The following is a 25,558-nucleotide window of genomic DNA, read 5'->3' as shown; positions in this document are numbered from 1 at the left end:
GCGGCCAGAGCCCGAAGCGGCGCCGCAGCTGCTAGAGTGACATGCATGCTGTTCGGCTCGCTTCTCCTTAGCTGCCGCGACGAGTCCTCGACTTCGAATTAATCAGTCTCTGGCCTCCCTCGTCGCGGTGTTCGTGTTTGGCTGAGCAAGACCACGACGAGAAAGACGAGCACATGCAGAACCTGCAGCAGCCTTCCGGGATGCCGACCCATCGGTACCGCCCGTTCCACGAGATCATCGACGTTGATCTGCCCGATCGCACGTGGCCCTCGAAGCGCATCACCGGGGCGCCGCGCTGGTGCGCGGTCGACCTCCGCGACGGCAATCAGGCCCTCATCGATCCCATGAGCCCTGAGCGCAAGCGGATCATGTTCGATCTGCTGGTCAAGATGGGGTACAAGGAGATTGAGGTCGGGTTCCCCTCGGCGAGCCAGACTGATTTCGACTTCGTGCGGCACCTCATCGAGGACGACGCGATTCCCGCCGACGTCACCATTCAGGTGCTGACTCAGGCGCGCGAGCACCTCATCACGCGCACCTACGAGTCGCTCATCGGGGCCAAGCGCGCGATCGTGCACCTGTACAACTCCACAAGCATTCTGCAGCGGGACGTCGTGTTCCGCTCCGACCGCGCCGGCATCAAGCAGATCGCGGTCGACGGTGCCAAGATCTGCAAGGCGAGCGAGCACATCTGCGCCGGCACCGAGGTCTACTACGAGTACTCGCCCGAGTCGTACACGGGCACCGAACTCGAGTACGCCGTCGAGGTCTGCAACGAGGTGCTCGAGGTGCTCGAGCCGACCGCCGAGCGCAAGGTGATCATCAATCTGCCGGCGACGGTCGAGATGGCGACACCGAATGTCTACGCCGATTCGATCGAGTGGATGAGCCGGCACCTGGCCCACCGCGAGAACGTGATTCTCTCGCTGCACCCGCACAACGATCGCGGCACCGCTGTGGCGGCCGCCGAGCTGGGGTACCAGGCAGGGGCCGATCGCATCGAGGGCTGCCTGTTCGGCAACGGCGAGCGCACCGGCAACGTCGACCTCGTCGCGCTCGGCATCAACTTGTTCACGCAGGGCATCGATCCGCAGATCGACTTCTCGCGCCTCGATGAAGTTCGCCGCACCGCCGAGTACTGCAACCAGCTGCGCGTGCCCGAGCGGAGCCCGTGGGCGGGCGACCTGGTCTACACCGCATTTTCGGGATCGCATCAGGATGCGATCAAGAAGGGCTTCGAGCGGATGGCGCAGGACGCGGCATCGGCTGGAACGAGCGTCGACGAGATCGAATGGGCGGTGCCGTACCTGCCCGTGGATCCGAAGGATCTCGGACGCTCGTACGAGGCCGTGATTCGCGTGAACTCGCAGTCGGGCAAGGGAGGCGTCGCCTACCTGTTGAAGACCGACCATCACCTCGACCTGCCGAGGCGCCTGCAGATCGAGTTCAGCTCGGTCGTGCAGCGCGTGACCGACACGGCGGGCGGAGAGATGTCGAGCGACGAGATCTGGCGCATCTTCCAGGACGAGTACCTTCCGACGCAGGTCGAGGACGCGGAGAACTGGGGGCGGTACAAGATCTTCCGTACCGCAACCACGAGCGCCGGAGACGGTGTGACCGAGCTGATCGTGGACTACCGCGTCGGATCCGAGGATCAGCGGCTCACCGCGCGGGGCAACGGTCCGGTCGACGCGTTCTTGAACGCGCTCAACGAGGCGGGGCATGCGGTGACGCTCTTCGATTATGTGGAGCACGCGATGAGCTCGGGCGGCGATGCCGTCGCCGCGTCGTACGTCGACCTCGAGGTCGATGGTCAGCGTCTCTGGGGCGTCGGCATCGACGCGGACACGAGCCGCGCGACGCTCGAGGCGATCGTGAGCGCGGTGAATCGAGCTGTGCGCAACGGCACTGCTGCGGAGTCCATCCACGCCTGAGTGCTCGATCCACCCCTTCCCCCTGCGAGCGGGGTCACTCTTCGTGCGTGTTGCCCCGGCGACACGCACCGAGGGTGACCCCGCTCGCGGGGTTGAGGGAGTTTTCGTAGATATGTTCGAATGTGCGGTGTGGCGAGGCGGTCGATCGCGCGTTGGTCTTCTAGGCTGATCACGTGATTGCTTCGATTCGCGGGCCCGTGCTCGCTGCGGGTGCCGGGTGGGTCGTCGTCGAGCTCGGAGGGCTCGGGATGCGCGTCGAAGTGCCGAGCGGACGCGTCTCGGCCGCGGTGCCCGGCGATCAGCTGCACCTGCAGACGTCGCTTGTGGTGCGCGAGGACTCCCTGACGTTGTTCGGGTTCGCGACCGAGGCCGAACTCGCCGTCTTCGGCCACTTGATCGCCGTGTCTGGCGTCGGCCCGCGCAGCGCGCTCGGCGTGCTCTCGGCTCTCACACCCGCGGAGATCGCGGCCGCAGTCGCCCTCGACGACGAGAAGCCGTTTCGCAAGGTCTCGGGCATCGGCCCGAAAACTGCGAAACTCATCACGCTCTCGCTGGCGGGCAAGCTCTCGCACCTCGAGTTGAACGTCGACGGTTCGTCCGAATCGGTGCCGCGCGAGTCCGACGCGGTCGCCGATGGGGTGCGCGAAGGCCTCGTCGGCCTGGGCTGGGGCGACGCCGAAGCCGGACAGGCGGTCCAGGACGCGCGTGAGGCCGGTGCTCCCGATGACAGCGCCGGGTTGCTGCGGGCCGCGCTCGCCCTGTTGCAAGCGGGTCGCAGCGGCGGCCGAGGATCGCGAGGCGCTCGATGAGCGGGGAGCTCTCGGCGCAGGCCACCGCATCGGAGCAGGGCTATGAGGGGGCGCTGCGGCCGACCAGCCTGGCCGAGTTCGTCGGGCAGTCGAAGGTTCGGCGCCAACTGGGTCTGCTGCTCGACGCCGCAACCATGCGGAGGCATACGCCGGATCACATTCTGCTCGCCGGTCCGCCCGGCCTCGGCAAGACGACGCTCTCCATGATCGTTGCGACGGAGCTCGACAAGCCCCTGCACCAGACATCGGGGCCCGCGATTCAGCACGCGGGCGACCTCGCCGCCGTGCTCTCCGCGTTGACTCCCGGTGAGGTGCTCTTCATAGACGAGATTCACCGCATGGCCCGCAGCGCCGAGGAGATGCTGTACCTCGCCATGGAGGATTTCAAAGTGGACATCATGGTGGGCAAGGGTGCCGGGGCGACTTCGGTGCCACTGGAATTGTCGCCGTTCACGCTCGTGGGAGCAACGACGCGGGCCGGCCTGCTGCCGAATCCGCTCCGAGACCGTTTCGGGTTCACCGCCCACCTCGAGTTCTACTCCGACGACGAGCTCTCGAACGTGGTGCGCCGCGCCTCCGGACTCATCGAGTTCGGGCTCTCCGAAAGCGGAATCGACGAGATCGCACGGCGCTCGCGGGGCACCCCGCGAATCGCCAACCGCCTCCTGCGTCGCGTGCGCGACTACGGTCTGGTGCACGGTGTGCCGGGGGACACGTCGACGGTTCAGGCTGCGCTCGCGCTGTACGACGTCGACGATCACGGGCTCGATCGTCTGGATCGTGAAGTGCTGCGCGCTGTGGTGGAGCGCTTCAACGGAGGGCCCGTCGGCCTCTCGACACTCGCGGTTTCAGTAGGAGAGGAATCGGAGACCATCGAAGCGGTGGTCGAGCCGTTCCTCGTGCGCACCGGATTGCTCTCGCGCACACCGCGCGGTCGTGTGGCGACGCGCTTGGGCTGGGAGCACCTCGGCGCGGTGCCTCCGGGCATACCCGCAGAATAAGATGGAGTGTTCCCAGCGGCGACCCGTTAAACTGGTCGAATCTGTGCCTCATGAGAGGCATGAATTCGCCTGTTGAAAGGACCGTTGTGGCTCTGGACCCGATCACTCTTGTGATGTTCGCGCTGATCGCGCTGTTGATCTTCTTCATGTTCCGGAACGGAAAGAAGCGCCAGGCGGCGCAGCAGGAGCTGCAGAACAACGTTCAACCCGGCGCCGAGGTCATGCTCCAGTCGGGCATCTTCGGCACGATCGATTCGATCGACGAAGAGGACAACAAGGTCACGCTGCGCAGCGGCACCTCGACCTTCGTCGTGCACCGCAATGCGGTCTCACAGGTCGTCGCGCCGGTCGATGCGCCGCAGGAGGCCGAGAGCTCCGAGCTCGCACCCGACGACGATCCCGCCTTCGGGGAGCGTTTCGGCGCGACCGACGCGCCGCCGCTCGTGGATCCCACCGCAGCAGGCGATGCCCCGCTCGCACCTGAAGCCGATCCTCGTCGCGAAGGCGACAAGGGCTCCGACGTCGATGAGCAGGGGAACGGTTCGGCCCCGAAGGCCTGAACCGATGGCCGCGGTGATGCCGAGGCCATCTCTGTCCACGTTTAGAGAAAGCAGTCTGTCTTGGCGTCTTCACCCGCCGTCCGGAGGGCCCGTCGTTCCCTCATTCTCCTCCTGGTCTTCATCGTTGGTCTCGTGGGATTGATCTCATACGGCGTTTTCAACAGCAACGCAACCTGGACTCCGAAGCTCGCGCTCGATCTGCAGGGTGGTACGCAGGTGCTCCTCGCTGCGGAGCAGACCGACGGCGAGGCTGTTGCCGGCGATCAGCTGCAGCAGGCGGTGTCGATTATTCGACAGCGCGTCGATGCGGCCGGTGTCTCCGAAGCGGAGATCACCACGCAAGGCAGCCAGAACATCTCGGTGTCGATCCCGGGCAAAGCTGACGAAGCGACCATGCAACGCATCGAGGCGTCCGCGAACCTCGATTTCCGGCCCGTGCTGACGTACGGCATCGGGGCGAGCATCGACGAGGCCACGGCTGAGGAGGGCGACGAAGCCGGCGCTGCAGAGGATGACTCCACGGACGAGACCGCGGAGGAAGATGGGGCCGCTGATGAGGCGCCCGCCAGCGAGGCCGCTGAAGATGAATCGGAAGCCTACGATGAGAGCCTCGATCCTGAGACGATTCCCGAGAGCGCTGGGGACATCGCCTGGATCACCCCCGCGCTCCAGGAGAAGTTCGATGCCTTCACGTGCTCGTCGGACGCGGCGCTCGACGCCGGCAATTCGCCGGCAGATCGGCCGCTCATCACGTGCGATGACACCGGCGCCGCCAAGTACATCCTCGGCCCGGTCGAGCTCGATGGCTCGGTGATCACCGATGCGACCGCGCAGGTCGGCACCACGTCGACCGGCGCGTCCACCGGCGAGTGGGTCGTGCAGATCACCATGAACAAGCAGGGCACCGAGACCTTCGGCAAGATCAGCACGCGACTCTTCGGCGCTGCAGAACCGCAGAACCAGTTCGCGTTTGTGCTCGACGGGCGAGTGCTCTCTGCGCCTACGATGCAGGCGCAGATCCTCGACGGCCGCCCCTCGATCAGTGGTCAGTTCACGCAGGAGTCCGCGGGCGCCCTCGCCGACCAGCTGAAGTTCGGCGCACTGCCGATCGACTTCACGGTGCAGAGCCAGGAGGACATCTCAGCGACGCTGGGCACGAGCCAGCTCTCGGCAGGTCTGCTGGCAGGCCTGATCGGGCTGCTCCTGGTCGTCGTCTACTCGGCGTTCCAGTACCGTGCGCTCGGCTCGCTCACGATCGCGTCTCTGGTGGTCGCAGGCATCTTGACCTACCTGCTGCTGACGTTCTTCTCCTGGCGCCAGGGATATCGACTCTCACTCGCGGGCGTCGCGGGCATCATCGTCGCGGTGGGCTTCACGGCCGACTCGTTCATCGTCTACTTCGAACGAATCCGTGATGCATTGCGCGATGGGTTCTCAATCGAGAGCGCGGTGGAGCATGGCTGGAAGAAGGCATTCCGCACCGTGCTCGCGTCCGACGGCGTGAACTTCCTCGCCGCAGTCATTCTGTTCGTCCTCGCAGTGGGCAACGTGAAGGGCTTCGCGTTCACGCTCGGCCTGACCACGCTCGTCGACGTCATCGTCATCGCGTTCTTCACGCATCCGGTGATGACGCTGCTCGCGCGCACCCGCTTCTACCAGGGCGGCCATCCGTTCTCGGGGCTCGATCCGCAAAAACTCGGCGCGGTGTACCGCGGACGCCTGCAGTTCCGCGAGCCGACCGTCTCCGCTCGCGGTGCTGGCAAGAAGAACGCCCGAAGCCAGGCGGAGGCCGCCCGTCGACAGACCATCGCCGAACGCAAGGCCCTCATGGCCGACGCGTCAGCCGGAAAGGAAAGCTGACCATGGCCCGCTCATTCTCAGAGTTCGGCAACGCGCTCTACACCGGTGAGAAGTCGATCAACTTCGTCGGCCGTCGTAAGACGTGGTACACCGTCTCGCTCATCCTGATCATCATTTGCGTGGTTGGCCCGCTGCTGCGCGGCGGCTTCACCTTCGGCATCGAATTCACCGGCGGAAGCCAGTTCCAGGTGCATCTCGGTGAGAATCAGGATCGCGATCCGGCGATCGCCGAGGAGGCTGTGCGCGAGGAGCTGCCCTCGAGTGCTCCCCGCGTGTCCCAGATCGGACTGACCGATGTTCGGGTCCAGACGGAAGCGCTCTCCGACGCGGAGAACCGCACCGTGGCCGAGGCAATCGCCGACGGTTACGGCGTGCCCGTCGAAGAAGTGACGACGTCCTACATCGGGCCTGCGTGGGGACAGGACATCACGCGCCAGGCGATCATCGCGCTGATCGTATTCATCCTGTTCGCTGCACTGGTCATGGCGATGTACTTCAGAACGTGGAAGATGTCGCTCGCAGCCATCATCGCGCTGATGCACGACCTCGTAATCACCGCAGGCATCTACGGCATCTCCGGTTTCGAGATCACGCCTGCGGCGATGATCGGCTTCCTGACGATCCTCGGGTACTCGCTCTACGACACCGTGGTGGTCTTCGACAAGATTCGAGAGAACACCGCGCCGGGGGAGCTCAACGACCGCCGCACATTCGCGGAGTCCGTCAACCTCGGCGTCAACCAGACGCTCGTCCGATCAATCAACACCTCCGTGGTCGCGCTGCTCCCCGTGGCGTCGATCCTCTTCATCGGCGCGTTCGTGCTGGGCGCCGGCACCCTGCGCGACATTGCTCTCGCGCTCTTCATCGGCATCCTCGTGGGTGCGTACTCGACGATCTTCATCGCCGCTCCTGCCTATGCCCAGTTGCGTGGTCGGGATGATGCGATCAAGAAGCGCGACGCCAAGGTGTTGCGTATTCGCGAGCGTGAGGGAGAAGAGACTGACGAGGCCGTCATCCAGGCCGATACCGCCTCCGCACGGTAGATTTCACAGTACGCATGTTCGAGCCGGGGACGTTGGGGGAGGCGCGGTGCGCCCACCCCGACGGGCCCCGGCTCTCTTCATATGCACGGTGCTCTTCGCTCGCTTTGCTCCGGACCTCGCGACGGGTGTAGCGTTCAATCATTCGAGGGAGGTGATTCGTGGCAACTCAAGATACAACGATCAGCGGGACCACTGCGCTTCGGCGTCTGGTGCCCAGAATCTTCTCCCGCGGCAGCGCTCCGGGCGCTGTCGATCAGTTGATCCGTACGGTTCGCAGTAACCATCCCCGAGCAGATCTGACGGTGATCGAGCGCGCCTACGTCGTATCGGAGCGCGCACATCGCGGGCAAAAGCGTCGCAGCGGCGAACCGTACATCACTCACCCCATCGCCGTCGCCCAGATTCTCGCTGAACTCGGCATCGCACCGGTGGTGATCGCAGCTGCTCTGCTCCACGACACGGTCGAGGACACGGAGTACACGCTCGAGCAGCTCACGATCGATTTCGGCGAAGAGATCACGATGCTCGTCGACGGCGTGACGAAGCTCGACAAGGTCAAATACGGTGATTCGGCGCAGGCCGAGACTGTTCGCAAGATGGTCGTCGCGATGTCCAAAGACATCCGAGTGCTCGTGATCAAACTCGCGGATCGCTTGCACAACGCGCGTACCTGGGGATTCGTCTCGGGCGACTCCGCGAAGCGCAAGGCGCAGGAAACCATCGAGATCTACGCGCCACTCGCGCACCGGCTCGGTATCCAGTCGATGAAGACGGAGCTCGAAGACTTGTCCTTCGCGGTTCTCAAGCCGAAGCTGTACGCCGAGATCCAGAATCTCGTCGCGCAGCGCAACCCGCAGCGAGATGAGCTGGTGGGCATGGTCATCGGATCGATCGAGGGTGATCTTCGCGAGTCGAAGATCCGTGGTGAAGTGACGGGTCGACCGAAGGAACTCTACTCGATCTATCAGAAGATGATCGTGCGCGGCCGCGAATTCGACGACATCTACGACCTCGTCGGCATTCGTGTGCTCGTGAATTCCATACGCGACTGCTATGCCGTGCTGGGCGCGGTGCACGCACGATGGACGCCGATTCCCGGTCGCTTCAAGGACTACATCGCAACGCCGAAGTTCAACCTGTACCAGTCGCTCCACACCACCGTCATTGGCCCGGATGGCCGCGCTGTCGAAATTCAGATTCGCACAGTCGAGATGCATCAGCGCGCCGAGTACGGGGTCGCGGCGCACTGGAAGTACAAGCAACGACAGCAGAATCAGAGCCAGTCGTCGAACGATATGGCCTGGTTGGCGCACATCTCCGACTGGCAGGCCGAGACCGAGGATCCGAGCGAGTTCCTCGACGCTCTCCGGTACGAGATCGGTGCGAAAGAGGTGTACGTCTTCACGCCGAAGGGCCGCGTCATCGGCCTGCCCGACGGCGGCACCACGGTTGACTTCGCGTATGCGGTGCACACTGAAGTCGGGCACCGCACCATGGGCGCTCGCGTCAACGGCCGCCTGGTTCCGCTCGAAACCGCGTTGCAGAACGGCGATGTCGTCGAGGTGTTCACCTCGAAGGACCCGAACGCCGGCCCGAATCACGACTGGCTCGCCTTTGTGCAGAGCAAGCGCGCGCAGAACAAGATTCGGCAGTGGTTCACGAAGGAGCGCCGCGAAGAGGCGGCTGAAACCGGCAAGGTCGAGATCACCAAGGCGCTGCGCAAGCAAGGGCTTCCGCTCCACCGAGTGATGAATTCCGCGGCGCTGCAACAGATCGCATTGCAGCTGCGCTATCTCGATGTCACCGCGCTCTACGCCGCGGTGGGCGAAGGGCATGTTTCCGCGCAGTCCGTCGTCGAGAAGGTGACCGCGCTCGTATTCGACGAGCAAACGTCCACCGAGCCGGCACTGGCGACGCTGCCGATCATCGAGGCGCCTCGCGCACCGAAGACCACCGACTCGAGCGGGGTCGTGGTGGCCGGCGCGTCCGATGTGTTGGCGAAGCTCGCGAAGTGCTGCACTCCGGTGCCTGGGGATGAGATTCTCGGCTATGTCACGAAGGGGCAGGGAGTTTCAGTGCACCGGACGGACTGTCATAACTTCATCACCCTCCGCGAGCAAGAGGATCGCGTGGTCGGGGTGCAGTGGGCGCCGACGTCCAAGAGCGTATTCTTGGTGCAGATTCAGGTGGAGGCGCTCGATCGCGCCGGCCTGCTTTCCGACGTTACGCGCACGCTCTCCGAGCACCACGTGAATATTCTGTCGGCGTCGGTGAACACGTCGAGTTCGCGTCTTGCCATCAGCAAGTTCGTGTTCGAGATGGCCAATGCGACGCATCTCGATCATGTATTGAACGCGGTGAGACGCATCGACGGCGTGTACGACGTGTACCGCATCACGAATTAGCCAGGAGCGGTCGTCGGTATCGCCGCGGCGCGGGCGATCCGCGATTGCGAGTGCGACTGCGACTGCGACTGCGACTGCGACTGCGCAGGGTGTCAGAGGTCGCGGAGGCGGGTGGTCGCGACCCGCCGGTAGCGCCGAGCACCCGCGTCCAAGGCGGCCTGCACCGATGATCTGCCTCCCTCGTGCTGCAGGAGCAAGAGTCGGCATGCGACGCGGTCGACGCGTGAGAGGGGAGTCGCCGATCGCAGCAGGTCGCAGAGCGTGCGCGTGCGTGTCGTAACGCGCCCGTCGCCGAATTGCGCGATGTCGGAAGCAGTGAGCGCGTGCTCGTGAACCGCGATACCGGCAATGGCGCGTGCCGGCGGGCGCTTTCTCCCCATTGTAGAACTCTGCAAGGGCACTGCGGGGCGACGGGTGACGCCCCAGACCCAAGCCGCGGTCGTTCCGATGGCGACGAACTGGTTACCGAGCCATGGTGCGAGCGCGGCCAGTCGGACTCTGGGCGTCTCCGGCCAGGCTGCGGGGCGCAGACCCGGACCGCAGCTGACGAGCGAGCCGCGCAGCCGCTCGGCGGAGCGCACCGCGGGTGGCCATTCGTGCGTGCGCGGAACGGCAAGCCTCGGGCGTCGAGCCGAGTGCGGCAAGATCCAGATATGGTCGGTTTCAGAGTTCTGAGAAGACAACAACGGGCCGGTCATACTTCCATCCTGGGGGAGGCATGACCCGTCCGAGGGGCGTGCTGAAGAATCTGTGGAGAACTGGGCCGATCCCTCACGCGATGCCCGAGTGAGCGGAGTGAGCAGCGTGAGCCGCGCGAGCGGAGATCAGTCGCCGATGGCGGCGAGCCAGGACTGCTGGGTGGCCAGCTTCTCCTCGGCGTCCTTGACCTTGCGTGCGTCCCCTGCAGCCCGAGCCGCTTCGAGCTCGGCAGTCACGTCTGCGATCGACGACTCGAGCTGTCCCCGCAGGCCCTCGCTGCGCGCCTTCGTCTCGGGGTTGGTCTTGCTCCAGTGTTCGTCCTCGAGCTGCTTGACGTGATCCTCGATCTTGCGCAGCCGACCTTCGATATCGCGAAGCGCCTCGCGAGGAACCCGCCCCAGTTCGTCCCAGCGCAGCTGGATCGCGGTGAGCTGCTTGCGGGCGACAGCGTGATCCTTGACCTCGAGAATGGGAGCTGCTTCGTCGAGCAGCGCCTGCTTTGCCGTCAGGTTCTCGGCATACTCCTCATTAGTCTGTGCTGCCTCGGCAGCCTTCGCCTCGTAGAGCAGGTCGCCCGCGGCCTTGAAGCGGGCCCAGAGCTGATCGTCGAGTTTGCGACTCGCGCGCCCGGCGGCCTTCCAGTCGTCGAGCAGAGCGCGATACGCCGGGATTCCTTCGACTCCGCGAGGCGCAAGGGCCTCCGCTGCGGCGATGATCCGTTCCTTGCGCTGCTTGACGTCCTTGTTGGTCGCATCCATCTGGGCGAAGTGCGCGCGGCGCGCGGAATCGAACGTCTGGCGCGCCGAGCGGAATCGCTTCCACAGCGCGTCGGCCTGCGACTTCGGAATCTGGGGGCCGCTGCGCTGAGCGGTCTGCCAGTCGGTGAACAGCTGCTCGAAGGCCTGACTCGTGTCTTTCCAACGGATCGACGCCTCGGGCTGAGCAGCGAGCCGTTCGGCTTCGACTGCGATGGCTTCGCGCTGCGCCACGGCCTCAGTGCGAGCAGCCTCGCGTTCAGCGGTCTGCTTCTCGCTGAGCTCGGCCGTCTTCGCGCCGAGCTTCTCCACGCGCTCGCGAAGCGCCGCGATGTTGCCGACGGCTGCGGGCTCGACGAGATGCTCGCGGAGCTTGGCGACCGTATCGGCCGCCGACGCGTCAGCGGTGCCGCGTGCGATGCGCGCCTCGAGCAGCGTCACCTGGCCGGCGAGGTCGGCGAACTTGCGCGTGAAGTAGGCGAGCGCCTCCTCGGGGGTGCCGTCGGGGAAGGAACCGACGACGCGCTCCGCATCGCCGTCGCGCACGTAGACGGTGCGGTCCTCGTCGACTCGTCCCCAGGACGTTTCGTTGCTCGCTTCGCTCACGATTGTGCTCACCTGTCGTGTGTGGGGTCGGCGGGCCGACCGGACGGAATTGTCACCACCACTATGCCACAGTGCGGCGCCGAGGGCCCGAGCAGCTGCGGTCGATACGATGGACGGGTGGAATCGAGACCTGCGCCCGCGCACACGGCACCGCTCGCGGTGCGCATGCGCCCGCAATCGCTCGATGAGGTCGTCGGTCAGCAGCATCTGCTGAAGCCTGGATCGCCGCTGCGCACGCTCGCATCGGACGCAACGGGCGGTGGTGGAGCAGTCTCCGTCATCCTCTGGGGGCCGCCAGGAACCGGGAAGACGACGCTGGCACAGGCGATCGCGCATTCGAGCGGCCGGAGATTCGTCGAGCTCTCCGCGGTGACGGCGGGCATCAAGGATGTGCGCACGGTCATGGAACGTGCCCTCAACGATCGTGATCTGTACGACATCGCGACGGTGCTGTTCCTCGATGAGATTCACCGCTTCACCAAAGCGCAACAGGATGCCCTGCTGCCCGGCGTCGAGAACGGGTGGGTGACGCTCGTGGCGGCGACGACCGAGAATCCCTCGTTCTCGGTGATCAGTCCGCTGCTCTCGCGCTCGCTCCTATTGACGCTCGAGCCGCTGGCCGACCCCGACCTGCGCAGTCTGCTGGAGCGCGCGGTCTCCGACCCCAGGGGTCTCGCGGCAGGGGTCGAAGTGACCGACGGCGCGTTCGAGGCGCTCGTACAGGTCGCTTCGGGCGATGCGCGGCGCGCGCTCACGGGTCTCGAGGCCGCCGGGGCTTCGGCGATCGCGAGCGCAGCTGATGACGCTACCCCCGTGGTGACCGATGAGACGGTCGCGATCTCGATAGATCGCGCGTTGCTCCGATACGATAAGAACGGCGACCAGCATTACGACGTCATCAGCGCCTTCATCAAGTCGATGCGCGGATCGGACCCCGATGCGGCGATCCACTACCTCGCCCGCATGATCGAGGCTGGTGAGGATCCCCGCTTCATCGCGCGCAGGCTCATGGTGCACGCTGCGGAGGACGTCGGCATGGCGGATCCCCACGCGCTGAGCGTCGCGGTCGCGGCTGCCGAGGCGACTCAGCTCATCGGTCTGCCCGAGGCCCGAATCCCGCTCGCCGAGGCGACCATCTACATCGCTACGGCGCCGAAGTCGAACGCCGTGATCTCGGCCATCGATGCTGCGATCTCGGATGTGAAGGCGGGTCGCTTCGGGCTGGTGCCGAAGCATCTGCGCGACGCGCACTATCCCGGAGCGAAGCGGATGGGGCACGGAAAGGGATACCGATACCCGCACAGCGATCCGCGTGGGGTGTCGCAGCAGCAGTATCTCCCCGACGAGCTCCGCGACAAGGTGTATTACGAGCCCACGCAGCATGGAAACGAGCGCGAGATCTCGGAGAGGCTCGAGAAGATTCGCCGGATCACCCGGGGCTCTCAGGGGTAAACGGCGGAGCGCGTCGCGGTGAGCATCGCGGTCGAGAAGATGATAAGCTAGCCGCTGGCCAACACCGCCCCCGCTGCTGGCTGCACGCGGGGACCGGATGGCAGTCGCCCTGTAGCCGGGTTTCTGCACTGGTCGTTCCCTCACCGAACAACGGTTCGCTGCGTCGCGTGCATCACTGGTTGATGCGGGCGCAGCCTGGCCGAGAGAACCTGCGCGATCCGAAGTTCAGATCGCGCTGTCATATTTCAGAAACCCGAAAGGATCCACGTGTCGACTACGTCGCGTACCCGTTCCCAGACCCGCCTGTCGCGCTCGCTCGGCATCGCGCTGACCCCGAAGGCGGCTCGCTACCTCGAGAAGCGCCCCTACGGCCCCGGCCAGCACGGCCGCACGAAGCGCAAGAGCGACAGCGACTACGCCGTCCGCCTGCGTGAGAAGCAGCGTCTCCGCGCCCAGTACGGCATCCGCGAGAAGCAGCTCACCATCGCCTTCAAGGAAGCCCGTCGTCAGGACGGACTGACCGGTGAGAACCTGGTCGAGTTGCTCGAGATGCGTCTCGACGCGCTCGTGCTGCGCGCCGGCTTCGCTCGCACCACGGCTCAGGCCCGTCAGATGGTCGTGCACCGTCACATCCTCGTCGACGGCAAGATCGTCGATCGCCCCTCCTTCCGCGTGAAGCCGGGTCAGCTCATCCACGTCAAGGCACGCTCCGAAGCGATCGAGCCGTTCCAGGTCGCAGCTGCCGGCGGTCACGCCGAGGTGCTCCCGAACGTTCCGAGCTACCTCGAGGTCGAGCTCGACAAGCTTCAGGCGCGTCTGGTGCGTCGTCCGAAGCGCGCCGAGGTCCCCGTGACCTGCGAAGTGCAGCTCGTGGTCGAGTACTACTCGGGACGCTAAGCACTCGTATTGCCGTGGTCAACGGGGTGTCGGATTCGATCCGGCGCCCCGTTTGCCGTATCCGGAGCACGTCGCCGGTCAGAAGCCACCCGCTAAGCTTGTCGAGTGCTCGAACACGCGCGGGCGCGCGGCCGCGCACCGACGCCGACGGAAGGATCGAAACATGGGCAAGCTGTTCTGGCTGGTCACCGGAGTCGCGGTGGGGTTCGTTGGCGCGCACTTCGTCAATCAGACGACCGAGGGGCGCCGATTCTTCGCGCGCGTCACCCGAGGCATGGACGAGCTCGGGCGCGCGTTCGCATCCGGCTACCGCGAAGCGGATGCCGACGACGAGGCCGACGCCGAAGCACTGGGCGCCGCCGTCCGTGCGCGCGGCTGATCCTCGCACCGGTTGCCGCTCGCACACACCACACCGACTTCCAGAGAAGGACCCCGGATGAAGACCGCCGAAATCCACCGCCGTTGGCTCGACTTCTTCGAGAAGAAGGGGCACACGATCGTGCCCTCGGCATCGCTCGTGAGCGACGATCCGAGCCTGATGTTCACGGTCGCCGGCATGGTGCCGTTCGTGCCGTACCTCACCGGTCTCGTTCCGGCGCCGTACGCTCGCGCCACAAGCGTGCAGAAGTGCATTCGCACCAACGATATCGAAGAGGTCGGCAAGACTCCGCGGCACGGCACGTTCTTCCAGATGTGCGGCAACTTCTCGTTCGGCGATTACTTCAAAGAGGGTGCGATCCGTTTCGCCTGGGAGCTGCTCACGACGAGCGAGGCGGATGGGGGCCTGGGCTTCGAGCCGAAGGATCTCTGGGTGACCGTATACGAGGAGGACGAGGAAGCGATCGCGCTGTGGCGCGAACACTCCACGCTGCCCGACGAGCGAATCCAACGGCTCGGCAAGGACACGAACTACTGGTCGACCGGTCAGCCCGGGCCCGCCGGTCCCTGCTCGGAGATCTTCTTTGACCTCGGTCCCGAGCACGGCATCGATGGCGGGCCCGCGACGGACGACGACCGGTATGTGGAGATTTGGAACCTGGTCTTCATGCAGTACGAGGTCGCGGACGTTCAGTCGAAGACCGACTTCACGATTCTGGGCGAGCTGCCGAAGAAGAACATCGACACCGGTCTCGGCCTGGAACGCGTGGCGTTCATCAAGCAGGGCGTGCAGAACATGTACGAGATCGACCAGGTGCGCCCGGTGCTCGACCGCGCGGCCGAGATCGCCGGCAAGACCTATGGCGAGAACCACGCAGACGATGTGCGCCTGCGCGTTATCGCCGACCACGTGCGCAGCGGCCTCATGCTCATCGCCGACGGAGTCACGCCGTCGAACGAGGGTCGGGGTTACATCCTGCGTCGCTTGCTGCGACGCGTGACCCTGTCGATGCGACTCCTGGGCGTGGAGGGGCCGTGCTTCTCGGAACTCTTCCCCGCCTCGCGGGATGCGATGAGTGCCGCCTACCCTGCCGTCGCGGAGGATTTCGAGTTCATCGCGCGCGCCGCCTACGCCGAGGAGAAGACGTTCTTGCGTACGCTGGCCTCTGGCATTCAGATTCTGGACTCCGCGGTGGGCTCGGCGAAGAGCGCCGGAGCCCCTGTGCCGGGCGACACCGCATTCCTGCTGCACGACACGCATGGCTTCCCCATCGAACTGACGCTCGAGATCGCCGAGGAGGCCGGCGTGCCGGTCGACGCGGAGGTGTTCACCTCGCTGATGCAGGAGCAGCGCGATCGGGCGAAGGCCGACGCGAAGGCGAAGAAGGGCCAGCGGGCCGACCTCTCCATCTACAAGGAGCTCCGCGGCCTCGGTGAGACGCTCTTCACCGGCTACGACGAACTCGTGCATGAAAGCCGAGTGCTGGGCATCGTGGTGGACGGAGCGCCCGTGAACGAGGCGCGCGAGGGTGACATCGCCGAACTCGTGCTGTCAGAGACCTCGCTCTTCGCCGAGTCCGGCGGCCAGGATGCCGACCAGGGCTTCATCATCGGTGACGGCTTCGAAGCCGAGGTGCTCGATGTGCAGAAGCCGGTACCCGGCCTCATCGTGCACACGGTGCGCGTCGACGTCGGCACGATCGGGCTCGATGTACGAGCGGAGACCCGGGTGGACGCCGACTACCGGCGTGGCGCCACGCAGGCGCACTCGGGCACGCACATCGTGCATGCGGCGCTGCGCGACGTTCTGGGACAGGGCGCGCACCAGGCCGGTTCGTATAACAAGGCCGGCTACTTGCGGCTGGATTTCTCGCACACGGAAGCCCTGTCGAGCGAGACCAAGAGCGAAATCGAAGAGATCTCGAACCTCGCCATCCGCTCGGACTACGAGGTGGTGACGCGGGAGATGCCCCTCGACGAGGCGAAGGCGCTCGGCGCCATGGCGCTCTTCGGCGAGAAGTACGGCGACCGCGTGCGCGTCGTCGACATCGGCGGGCCCTGGTCGCGCGAACTCTGCGCTGGAACCCACGTGACGAGCTCGGCGGAGATCGGGATGATCAATCTCATTTCCGAGAGCTCGGTGGGATCCACGAATCGGCGCGTCGAGTCGCTCGTCGGCATCGAGGCGTTCCGCAACTTCGCTGCAGAACGCGCGATCGTGCAGCAGCTCACGGGCGGCCTCAAAGTGCCGCGCGGCGAACTGGTGACCAAGGTGCAGGATCTCGGCGCGCAACTGCGCGCCGCGGAGAAGAAGATTGCCGCGCTCGAAGCCGAGAAGCTGCGCGAGCGCGTGCCGCAGCTCCTCGCGGACGCTGAGCAGCTCGGTGGGGTGCGCGCCGTGCTCGCATCGCTCGGTGCGGTCGGCTCCGCCGATGACATCCGCAGCTTGGCGCTCACGCTGCGTGAGCAGCTCGGCGCTCAGCCGGGAGTCGTGGTGCTGGCCGGAGTGGCCGCGGGCAAACCGGTTGTCATCGCCGCCACGACCCAGGCTGGACGTGAGGCAGGTGCGAAGGCGGGAGCGCTCGTACGCATCGGTGCCCAGGTGCTCGGCGGTGGTGGTGGCGGCAAGGATGATCTCGCACAGGGCGGCGGCACGGACGCGGCGCGAATCGACGCCGCGCTCGCCGAGATTCGTCGCAGTCTGGGCGGGTGATCGTGCGAGTCGGTGTGCGAATCGGCGTCGATGTGGGCAAGGCTCGCATCGGCGTCGCGCGCAGTGATCCCCACGGCATGCTCGCGACGCCGTTGGAAACCGTGCCACGCGCAGCAGATCATGGCGCTGACATCGCGCGGATCGCCGAGATCGTTGCAGAACACGACGGCTTCGAGGCCGTGGTCGGACTGCCACTCAACCTGCGCGGAGAACGCACGCCGTCAACTGACGATGCAGCAGGATTCGCCGACCGCCTCGCAGCGCACCTGGCACCCTCGGGCGTGCTCGTGCGCCTGGTCGATGAACGATTGTCGACGGTCTCGGCGCAGGGACACCTGCGGGCTGCGGGAAAACGGACGAAACAGAGCCGATCGATCATCGATCAAGCGGCGGCTGTGGTGATCTTGCAGCACGCCCTCGACATCGAGCGGGCGAGCGGAGCGGCGGCCGGGCATGCCGTAGAAGTGACAACGATGGGGACCGGGGAGGTCGCGGAATGAACGCACGGACGCGCGAAGATAGACGGCGCACGGGCCGGCGAGTGCTCATCTCACTACTCGTAACGGTGCTGCTGCTTGGGGGGTTGGCGGGGGCCGGCGCCTACCTCTGGTCGCACTACGGTGCAGGCATTTCGCAAGCGTTCGGCTGGAGCACGAACGATTACGAGGGCGACGGTTCGGGCGAAGTCGTGGTGGTGATCACCGAGGGGGAGATCGGTGAAGACATCGCGGCCTCCTTGGAGGAGGCCGGGGTCGTGAAGACTTCGGAGGCGTTCTACGATCTGCTGCTCGAACAGCCGGAAGAGGTTGCGTTCTTGCCCGGTTCGTATCAGGTGAAGTCGCAAATGAGTGCCCAGGCCGCACTCGACGCACTGCAGAACCCGGATAATCGTATGGCGTTCACGGCGATCATTCCCGAGGGCAAGACTGTGGAGCAGACGCTCGAACTGGTCTCCGCGGGCGGCGGCATTCCCATGGAGGAGCTGCAGGCCGCGGCTGCCGACGTCGGAGCCTACGGGCTGCCCGAAGGCGTGGCGAGCCTGGAAGGGTGGCTCTTTCCAGCGACATACGAGTTCCAGGAAGACACGACCGGCGCCGAGGCGATCGCAGAGCTCGTGAATACCCAGATCCAAGTGCTCGACGAGATGGGCGTCGCCCCCGAATCGCGCGAGCAGGTGCTCACCAAGGCTTCCATCGTGCAGCGGGAGGGCGGCCGCATTGAGGACTTCCCGAAGGTCGCTCGGGTGATCGAGAACCGGCTCGCGCAGGACATGCTGCTGCAGATGGATTCCACCGCTCAGTACGGCTATGGTCAGCACGCCGACGGCAGCGTCTGGTCGACGGACGAGGCACTCGCCGACGACAACCTGTGGAACACGTACGTGCACAAGGGACTTCCCCAGAGTCCGATCGCGAACCCTGGTCGCGACGCGATCTCCGCTGTGCTCAACCCGCCTGCCGGCGATTGGGTCTACTTCGTCGCCGTCAACCTATCGACGGGGGAGTCGGTCTTCTCGACGACTCAGGAAGAGCACGAGACAGCGATCGGCCAGCTCAACGAGTGGTGCGCCGCGAATCCGGATCAGGGCTGCTGAGTGCCAGTGCGACTCGCGGTGCTCGGGTCGCCGATCGCGCACTCGAGATCACCGCGCATCCACATGGCGGCGTACCGCGCGCTCAAGCTCGACTGGCACTACTCGGCCGTGCGATGCGCGGAGGCCGGCCTTTCGGCGTTCCTTGCAGGGAGGGGCGACGACTGGCGTGGATTCTCTGTCACCATGCCGCTCAAGAGCGAAGCGCATCGGCTCGCCAGCACCCTCGACCCGGTGGCAACCGAGAGTGGGGTCGTCAATACGCTGCGGCGCTTGGACGACGGCCGGTGGTTCGGCGCAAACACCGATGTGCCCGGCCTCGCGTCGGCGATCTCGGGAGCCGGACTCGATGTGCGACGCACCGTGGTGCTGGGTTCTGGCGCGACTGCGGTATCGGCGATACTCGCCGTACGCGGGCTCGGCGCCGAGCATGTGACGCTGCTCGCGCGCAATGCTGCGGCCGGGCAGGCGCTCGTCGCCCGTTTCGCCGGAACGCATGCTGTCGGCGCCGAGCAGCAGGCGCTGGACCTCGTGTACGGCGGCGCTGGCGCGGGGAGCCCGATCGACGCGGTCGAGCCGACGGGACCGAACGCGCCGACGCTGGTCATTTCGACACTGCCGGGCCCCGCCACCGCCGCGATCGAGATTCCGGCGAGCCTGGCCGTCGTGCCGTTGTTCGACGTCGCCTACGATCCCTGGCCCTCCCCGTTGGCCACGCGCTGGCGTGCGGCGGGAGGCGTCGCCTATGCAGGCACCGAAATGCTCGTGGAACAGGCGCTCGTGCAGGTGCGCATCTTCACCCATGGCGATCCTGCGCTTCCCCTCGAGAATGAAGATGCCGTACGCTGCGCAATGCGCCGCGCCGTCTGACGGACGCCGCGGGGTGTGGGAGGATAGCGGGTATGCTGCGTTGGCTGACTGCCGGAGAATCTCACGGCCCCGAACTGATCGCCGTCCTCGAGGGATTGCCTGCCGGCGTCCCCGTATCGCTCGACGGGATCCGTGAAGATCTCGCGCGCCGCAAGCTCGGGTATGGGCGCGGGTCGCGCATGAAGTTCGAGCAGGACGAGCTCAGTCTCTCAGGCGGAGTGGTGCAGGGGGTGTCGATCGGCGGTCCCGTCGCCATCCGTATCGGCAACACGGAGTGGCCGAAGTGGACAGAGGTCATGTCTGCCGAAGCCACGGAGCTCTCGGAGAAATCGCGCGGCAGAGGAGCGCCGCTCACGCGCCCACGTCCGGGCCATGCCGACCTCGCGGGAATGCAGAAGTACGGTTTCGACGAAGCGCGCCCGGTGCTCGAACGGGCGAGTGCCCGTGAGACTGCAGCTCGCGTAGCCCTTGGAGCGGTCGCTCGAGCCTTTCTCGGTGAACTCGGCATTCGCCTCGTCAGCCACACCATCTCGATGGGAGACGTCGTCGTCCCCGCCGGAGCCAAGCTGCCGCGACCTGAAGACGTCGGCGCCCTTGATGCTGATCCGCTGCGCTGCTTCGACGCCGAGACGAGCGAACGCATGGTCGCGGAGGTCGACGATACGAAGAAGTCGGGCGATACGCTCGGCGGCATCGTCGAGGTGCTGGCCTATGGGTTGCCGCCCGGACTGGGCTCGTACGTGCACTGGGATCGCCGTCTCGACTCGCGTCTCGCCGGGGCTCTCATGGGAATTCAGGCCATCAAGGGAGTCGAGGTCGGCGACGGCTTCGAGACGACGCGGCGCCGTGGATCTGCAGCGCACGACGAGCTGCACCTCGACGACGGTCGCATTGCGCGTGAGACCTCTCGTGCCGGTGGCATCGAGGGTGGTATGACCACCGGCCAGGTGCTGCGCGTGCGCGCGGGAATGAAGCCCATCGCAACTGTGCCGCACGCGCTGCCAACGGTCGATATCTCGACAGGTGAGGAATCGAAGGCGCATCATCAGCGCAGCGATGTTTCTGCCGTACCCGCTGCAGGAGTGGTGGCGGAGGCGATGACCGCGCTGGTGCTCGCGGATGCCGTGACCGAGAAGTTCGGTGGCGACAGCGTCGCCGAGACCCGTCGGAACCTCGAGGCGTTCGTCGCGGCGATCCCGGAGCGCCTGTCAACCGTCATCGAGTCGTGAACGGGCGAACACGATGAACGGGCACCGCCGGGTGGCCCGTGATGTCGGGCCGCCCGCGCAGAAGCCGAAGCCCTCACCGCCGACGAGTCCGCTGCAGGTGATTCCTCCGGCCGTGGCAGAGGAAGCGAAGGCGGCGAATTCCGGTGGAGCGGCGAACCGAGACGCTTCTGGCGCATCGGGCACCGGCAACGATCCTTCAGCGAGCGGTGCGACGACCTCCGCCCGTGCGCGCGGTCGCCGACGTCGGCGCCGGCGACCCGGCGCGCGGCTTCCCGATCGCGCCATCGTCTTCGTCGGTCCGATGGCAGCGGGAAAGACCAGCCTCGGCAAGCGCGTCGCACGAGAGCTCGGCGTGCCATTCGTGGATACCGATGCGGTGATCGTGCGTCGGCACGGTGTGATCACCGAGTTCTTCGCAACGCACGGCGAGGCGGAGTTCCGGCGCATCGAGGCGGAGGTCATCGCCGATGAGCTGGCGGCCGAGGGGTGTCGCATCGTGGCACTCGGCGGCGGCGCGGTGCTCACGGAATCCACGCGTGAACTGCTTGCGCAGCATCCCGTGGTGCTGCTGATGACGACTCAGGAAGCTGTACTGCGCACGGCGAACCTCGCACGGCGACCGTTGCTTCGCGACGACCCGCAGGCTTGGGGGCGGATTCTGCGGGAGCGTCGTCCGCTCTATGAGGCGGTTGCCGACGTCACCTATCGCACCGACCGTGCGACCCAGGACCAACTCGTTCGCCGCGTGGCCCAGTGGGCCCGTAACGGCGGACGCCACCAGCGCAGCGCCCGCCGCGGCGAGAAGGAGCAGTCATGACGGATGTCACCGAGATCTCAGTCACCGGCGAGAACCCGTACACGGTTGCGGTCGGCCGGGGCATCCTCGACCGCGTACCGGAGGCGCTCGGAGAGCGCGTGGCGAAGGTGCTGATCGTGCACACGCCAACGGTCGGGAAGATCGCGAACGATCTGCGCGAAGCGCTGCAGGATCGCTACACCCAAGTGCTGCTCGCAGAGGTTCCCGACGCCGAGTCGGCGAAGCGCGTGGAGGTGGCGGCATTCTGCTGGCAAATTCTCGGCCAATCCGATTTCACGCGCACCGACGCGGTGATTGGGCTGGGCGGAGGCGCCGTGACCGATCTGGCCGGCTTCGTCGCGGCGACGTGGCTTCGCGGCGTGCGCCTCGTGCAGATTCCCACGACCGTGCTCGGCATGGTGGACGCATCGGTGGGCGGTAAGACCGGGATCAACACCACCGAGGGCAAGAACCTCGTGGGCAGTTTCTACGCCCCGTCTGCGGTGATCTGCGACCTCGAACTGCTCGGGACGCTGCCCCGCAACGAAATCCTTGCGGGGTTTGCCGAGATCGCGAAGTGCGGCTTCATCGCCGAGCCCGAGATCCTCGAGATCCTCGAGCGGGACGTCGAACGGGCGACCGACCCGACGACGCCCGAGTTTCAGCGCGTCGTCGAGCTATCGATCGGTGTCAAGGCGCGCGTGGTCTCTGAGGACTTTCGCGAGGGCGGCCTGCGCGAGATCTTGAACTACGGACATACGCTGGGACACGCGATCGAGCACGCCGAGCGCTACCAGTGGCGGCACGGCGTCGCAATCTCGATCGGCATGATGTACGCGGCAGAACTCGGCCGCCTGGCGGGCGCCCTCTCCGATGAGGCCGTGGACCGGCACCGCAGAATTCTCACCTCGCTCACGCTGCCGCTCGCATATCCGGCAGGCCGTTGGCCCGGCCTGCTCGCGGCCATGCAGCGCGACAAGAAGGCGCGTGCGGGAATGCTGCGATTCATCGTGCTCGACGAGATCGGCAAGCCGCGGGTACTCGCCGGTGTCGACGAGTCGATGCTGCAGTTCGCTTACCAGGAAATCGCGAACTAGCGTCGACGCTCGGAGCGCGCTGAGCCGCGATTCGCGCGCGTCTCATACGCTAGAGCGGCGTCAGCGTGCGTAAGAATCGTTCACCCAGTACTGCCTTCTCCTGATTGAGGCAGCCCGTCCCGACTCTGATGAGAAATTGGTCGTTGCGCAGCGTGCAGGTCCTTCTGTGCTGCGCGTAGTCCAGTTTTGGTTCAGAGGATTGACATGCAAACGAATAGGGAACACTGGCTTCGTCGGCCAGTACGGGCGGCGGGGGCACTCCTCATCAGCGCCGTGATCGCGGGGACATCGCTGGTGGCTTCGACGCCGACGAGTGCCAACGCGGTGGGGGAGGCCGCAGGCGGCGGCTACGCAACGAGCGGGAAGTACGCCGACACGATCTTCTGGCTCGACATGTCCGGCTTCGATCACGCGCAGGCGAAATCGGATGCCGGGCAAGACATGCAGATCGGCCTCGATGGCGGGTACACGGTGTCGTTCAACATCACGGACACACCGGCGGAGGACACGCCGGAAATCACGCACACGCATCGCGACATCGTCGCCTCCGAGGTGCCGACTCTGGGGGGTGCGACGGGTGGCGCGCTGGGCGGGGGCACGTACAACGACATTCCGGGCAAGCCGGCGCTGATGACCGCGGGCGAGGGGTCGTATGGCGCCAATCTGCTGACGCTGCGCGACATCGAGGTGAAGGACGTGGCAGGCAACGTGGTGACGGGCTACGCCCTCGTCGGTGCCGATGCCGAGTCGACCGATGGCCCACAGTTGGACGGCGGTGAGACGATCACCTGGTCCTCCGACGCGCCGATCAACGTGATCGACCGTGGTCCGAAGACCAATCCTGCGAACCCGGGCGGCTGCCCCGATCCGATGCCCGGAGAAGGCACCACCCAGGTGCTCTGCGACGGCACGTGGGGTGCGAACGGCGCGACGCTCGCGACCGTGGTCAGTGCGACCGAGCCGTCGTACCTCACCCAGCGACTGGGGGAGACGGTCAACTCCCGCCAGGCCGTCGCGTTCGGCATCATGACGTCGAAGGTGCGCCTCACGAAGCAGGTGGATTCCCGCATCGCCCCGGAGGACTCGTTCACGGTGCAGGCGGCCAGCGACGGCAACGTGCTGTCGTCGGCTTCGACGGCCGCCGGCAACACCGCGTCCACCGACGAGGTCGTCGTGCTCTCCAACACGCGAGTCGAACTCTCGGAAGTCGGCGACGGGGCGACGGATCTCGGCCAATACGAGCCGGCGTGGCAGTGCTCGGTCAACGGAGAGCCCGACGCCGTTCTGGCTCCCGCAGACGGGGCGACCTCACTCGTCGTCGAAGCTGGAACCCTTCCGCCAGGCAGCATGGTCGATTGCACCGTGATGAACACCGCGACTCCGCTCGACCCCGAGCTCGTGATCGAGAAGTCGGCGAACGTGACTGAACTTCCCGCGTCCGGCGGACGCGTGGAGTACACGATCGATGTGACCAACAACGGCCCCGGTGAGTGCACCGCCGAACGGCCCTGCTCGTTCACCGACGACATGTCCGGCGTGCTCGACGATGCATCGTACAACGACGACGCTGCCGCGAGCAGCGGCACCGTCGCGGTCGACGGGTCCGAACTGACGTGGGAGGGTTCGCTCGCCTCGGGCGAGACCGCGACGGTGACGTACTCCGTGACCGCGGAGCCGAACGAATCGGGCGACTATCACCTTCTGAACACGGTCTGCCTCACGGAATTCGCGGCGGATCCTGAATCTCCCTGTGCGACCTCGAGCATCACGGGCTCGGGAGCCTGGGAAGACTGGAAGGAGAGCAACCCGGCGAGCGGCTCGGTGGTGCGTCCGGGCGAGACGATCGACTACGTGCTCCACTTCGAGGGCATCGGCACGGCCCCGGTCGAACTGCTCCGCGAAGACAACCTGAGCGGCGTGCTCGACGATGCCGAGGTAGTTTCGGCTCCGGTCTCGAGCACGGACAGCCTGACGGTGTCGCCGATCGCCGATGGACGCTTCACCATCGAAGGGACGCTCCTCCCGGGGCAGCACGCCGAGGTGACTTACTCCGTCACGGTGAAGCCGGGAGCCGAGCTCGGAGACATGGCTCTGGCGAACTTCCTGGGCGACCCCGGCGATGAGCCGACGACGTGCGCACCAGCCGACGGTGAGCGTGCGGACTGCACGAGCCACGGCATTCCCGGTCTTGGCATCGAGAAGTCATCCTTGTTCACCGGCGTCGCGGCGCCCGGGGATCGCGTGGACTACACCGTGACGGTGAAGAACACCGGCGGAGTCGCATTCACCGACGCCGAACCTGCAATGGCTCATGATGACCTCTCCGCGGTCCTCGATGACGCCACCTACAACGGTGATGCCACAGCCGAGACGGGTGAGGTCTCGTACACGGAGCCGATGCTGACGTGGAGCGGCCCCCTGCCGGTGGGCGCATCGACGTCGTTCTCGTACTCGGTCGAGGTCACCGGCTCGGGCGACCTGAGTCTCGTCAATGCGGCCTCGGTGCCCGAGGAGTTCTGCCTCATCGAAGGCACCTGCTCGGCGACGACCACGACTCCGGTCGAGCTCCCCTCCGACCCGAAGAAGGAGTCGACGGAGCCTGAACAGGATGCGGCGGCGAAGCCTGAGCAGCCGACACAGCCCGGCACGCCGCAGGCGGACGCCGAGACGCCGCAGGGCCTCGCCACGACGGGCTCAGAGATGATGCCGATGCTGGGCATGGGGCTCGGGCTCGCAGCACTCAGCCTGGTGCTGTTCCTCGCGCAGTCGCGTCTGCGACGAGCACGCGGTGACGGCTCCGAGTAGTACCACTGCTCGGGCGACCGGGTAACCTGACCGCAGACCTCCGGGCGAGGGTGGGGAT

20 protein-coding genes are annotated in these 25,558 nt (G+C 66.0%); 18 read left to right on the top strand and 2 right to left on the bottom strand.

Going from position 1 to position 25,558, the window contains the following annotated elements:
• Positions 1–173 precede the first annotated feature (173 nt).
• From leuA to AB0O71_RS07920, 7 genes are all read left to right on the top strand, one after another.
• Positions 174–1,934 (top strand): 2-isopropylmalate synthase, encoded by a 1,761-nt coding sequence (leuA, locus tag AB0O71_RS07950; RefSeq protein ID WP_363744241.1) that lies wholly within the window; start codon positions 174–176, stop codon positions 1,932–1,934.
• Positions 1,935–2,107: 173 nt separating this feature from the next.
• Positions 2,108–2,743 (top strand): Holliday junction branch migration protein RuvA, encoded by a 636-nt coding sequence (ruvA, locus tag AB0O71_RS07945; RefSeq protein WP_363744001.1) that lies wholly within the window; start codon positions 2,108–2,110, stop codon positions 2,741–2,743.
• Positions 2,740–3,744: a Holliday junction branch migration DNA helicase RuvB gene (ruvB, locus tag AB0O71_RS07940; RefSeq protein WP_363743998.1), complete on the top strand. Its 1,005-nt coding sequence runs from the start codon at positions 2,740–2,742 to the stop codon at positions 3,742–3,744. Before ruvA ends, ruvB begins: the two co-directional genes overlap by 4 nt.
• An 86-nt stretch (positions 3,745–3,830) precedes the next feature.
• On the top strand, positions 3,831–4,304 hold the full coding sequence (gene yajC / locus AB0O71_RS07935) for a preprotein translocase subunit YajC (RefSeq protein WP_363743996.1): 474 nt from the start codon (positions 3,831–3,833) through the stop codon (positions 4,302–4,304).
• A gap of 60 nt (positions 4,305–4,364) precedes the next feature.
• Positions 4,365–6,164: a protein translocase subunit SecD gene (secD, locus tag AB0O71_RS07930; RefSeq protein WP_363743993.1), complete on the top strand. Its 1,800-nt coding sequence runs from the start codon at positions 4,365–4,367 to the stop codon at positions 6,162–6,164.
• Positions 6,165–6,166: 2 nt separating this feature from the next.
• Positions 6,167–7,207 (top strand): protein translocase subunit SecF, encoded by a 1,041-nt coding sequence (secF, locus tag AB0O71_RS07925; protein ID WP_363743991.1) that lies wholly within the window; start codon positions 6,167–6,169, stop codon positions 7,205–7,207.
• Between the two features lie 158 nt (positions 7,208–7,365).
• Positions 7,366–9,612, top strand: a complete 2,247-nt coding sequence (locus AB0O71_RS07920; RefSeq protein ID WP_363743989.1) for a bifunctional (p)ppGpp synthetase/guanosine-3',5'-bis(diphosphate) 3'-pyrophosphohydrolase — start codon at positions 7,366–7,368, stop codon at positions 9,610–9,612.
• 92 nt (positions 9,613–9,704) lie between these two features.
• Here the strand turns inward: AB0O71_RS07920 and AB0O71_RS07915 are convergent, their stop codons facing one another.
• Positions 9,705–10,310, bottom strand: coding sequence for a hypothetical protein (locus AB0O71_RS07915; RefSeq protein ID WP_363743987.1), 606 nt, complete (start codon positions 10,308–10,310; stop codon positions 9,705–9,707).
• A gap of 126 nt (positions 10,311–10,436) precedes the next feature.
• Positions 10,437–11,672 (bottom strand): DUF349 domain-containing protein, encoded by a 1,236-nt coding sequence (locus AB0O71_RS07910; RefSeq protein WP_363744239.1) that lies wholly within the window; start codon positions 11,670–11,672, stop codon positions 10,437–10,439.
• Positions 11,673–11,837: 165 nt separating this feature from the next.
• Here AB0O71_RS07910 and AB0O71_RS07905 point away from each other — a divergent pair, with 165 nt between their 5' ends.
• The 11 genes from AB0O71_RS07905 (at position 11,838) to AB0O71_RS07855 (ending at position 25,500) form a co-directional block, all read left to right on the top strand.
• The gene (locus AB0O71_RS07905; protein ID WP_363744237.1) at positions 11,838–13,124 is read left to right on the top strand and encodes a replication-associated recombination protein A; all 1,287 of its coding nucleotides are present in this window, start codon (positions 11,838–11,840) and stop codon (positions 13,122–13,124) included.
• Between the two features lie 267 nt (positions 13,125–13,391).
• The gene (gene rpsD, locus AB0O71_RS07900; RefSeq protein ID WP_090148577.1) at positions 13,392–14,021 is read left to right on the top strand and encodes a 30S ribosomal protein S4; all 630 of its coding nucleotides are present in this window, start codon (positions 13,392–13,394) and stop codon (positions 14,019–14,021) included.
• A gap of 163 nt (positions 14,022–14,184) precedes the next feature.
• Positions 14,185–14,400 (top strand): hypothetical protein, encoded by a 216-nt coding sequence (locus tag AB0O71_RS07895; RefSeq protein WP_363743984.1) that lies wholly within the window; start codon positions 14,185–14,187, stop codon positions 14,398–14,400.
• Positions 14,401–14,457: 57 nt separating this feature from the next.
• Positions 14,458–17,112, top strand: a complete 2,655-nt coding sequence (gene alaS / locus AB0O71_RS07890) for an alanine--tRNA ligase (RefSeq protein WP_363743982.1) — start codon at positions 14,458–14,460, stop codon at positions 17,110–17,112.
• A gap of 2 nt (positions 17,113–17,114) precedes the next feature.
• Positions 17,115–17,612 carry a Holliday junction resolvase RuvX gene (gene ruvX, locus AB0O71_RS07885; RefSeq protein WP_363744235.1) on the top strand — a complete coding sequence of 166 codons (498 nt, stop codon included), beginning with the start codon at positions 17,115–17,117 and terminating at the stop codon, positions 17,610–17,612.
• Positions 17,609–18,706, top strand: a complete 1,098-nt coding sequence (gene mltG, locus AB0O71_RS07880; RefSeq protein WP_363743980.1) for an endolytic transglycosylase MltG — start codon at positions 17,609–17,611, stop codon at positions 18,704–18,706. The genes ruvX and mltG overlap by 4 nt, the downstream gene beginning before the upstream one ends.
• Positions 18,707–19,573 (top strand): shikimate dehydrogenase, encoded by an 867-nt coding sequence (locus AB0O71_RS07875; protein ID WP_363743978.1) that lies wholly within the window; start codon positions 18,707–18,709, stop codon positions 19,571–19,573.
• Positions 19,574–19,605: 32 nt separating this feature from the next.
• Entirely contained in the window at positions 19,606–20,802 is a 1,197-nt protein-coding gene (aroC, locus tag AB0O71_RS07870; protein ID WP_363743975.1) for a chorismate synthase, read from the top strand.
• A gap of 13 nt (positions 20,803–20,815) precedes the next feature.
• Positions 20,816–21,619, top strand: coding sequence for a shikimate kinase (locus AB0O71_RS07865; RefSeq protein ID WP_363743973.1), 804 nt, complete (start codon positions 20,816–20,818; stop codon positions 21,617–21,619).
• On the top strand, positions 21,616–22,695 hold the full coding sequence (aroB, locus tag AB0O71_RS07860; RefSeq protein ID WP_363743971.1) for a 3-dehydroquinate synthase: 1,080 nt from the start codon (positions 21,616–21,618) through the stop codon (positions 22,693–22,695). The genes AB0O71_RS07865 and aroB overlap by 4 nt, the downstream gene beginning before the upstream one ends.
• A 204-nt stretch (positions 22,696–22,899) precedes the next feature.
• Positions 22,900–25,500, top strand: coding sequence for a hypothetical protein (locus AB0O71_RS07855; protein WP_363743968.1), 2,601 nt, complete (start codon positions 22,900–22,902; stop codon positions 25,498–25,500).
• The last annotated feature ends 58 nt before the right edge of the window (positions 25,501–25,558 follow it).

It is taken from the genome of Leucobacter sp. NPDC077196 (genome assembly GCF_040687075.1).
Taxonomy (GTDB): domain Bacteria; phylum Actinomycetota; class Actinomycetes; order Actinomycetales; family Microbacteriaceae; genus Leucobacter.
Note: the sequence above shows the minus strand (reverse complement) of the source record. Positions and strands in the feature narration are given on the sequence as shown.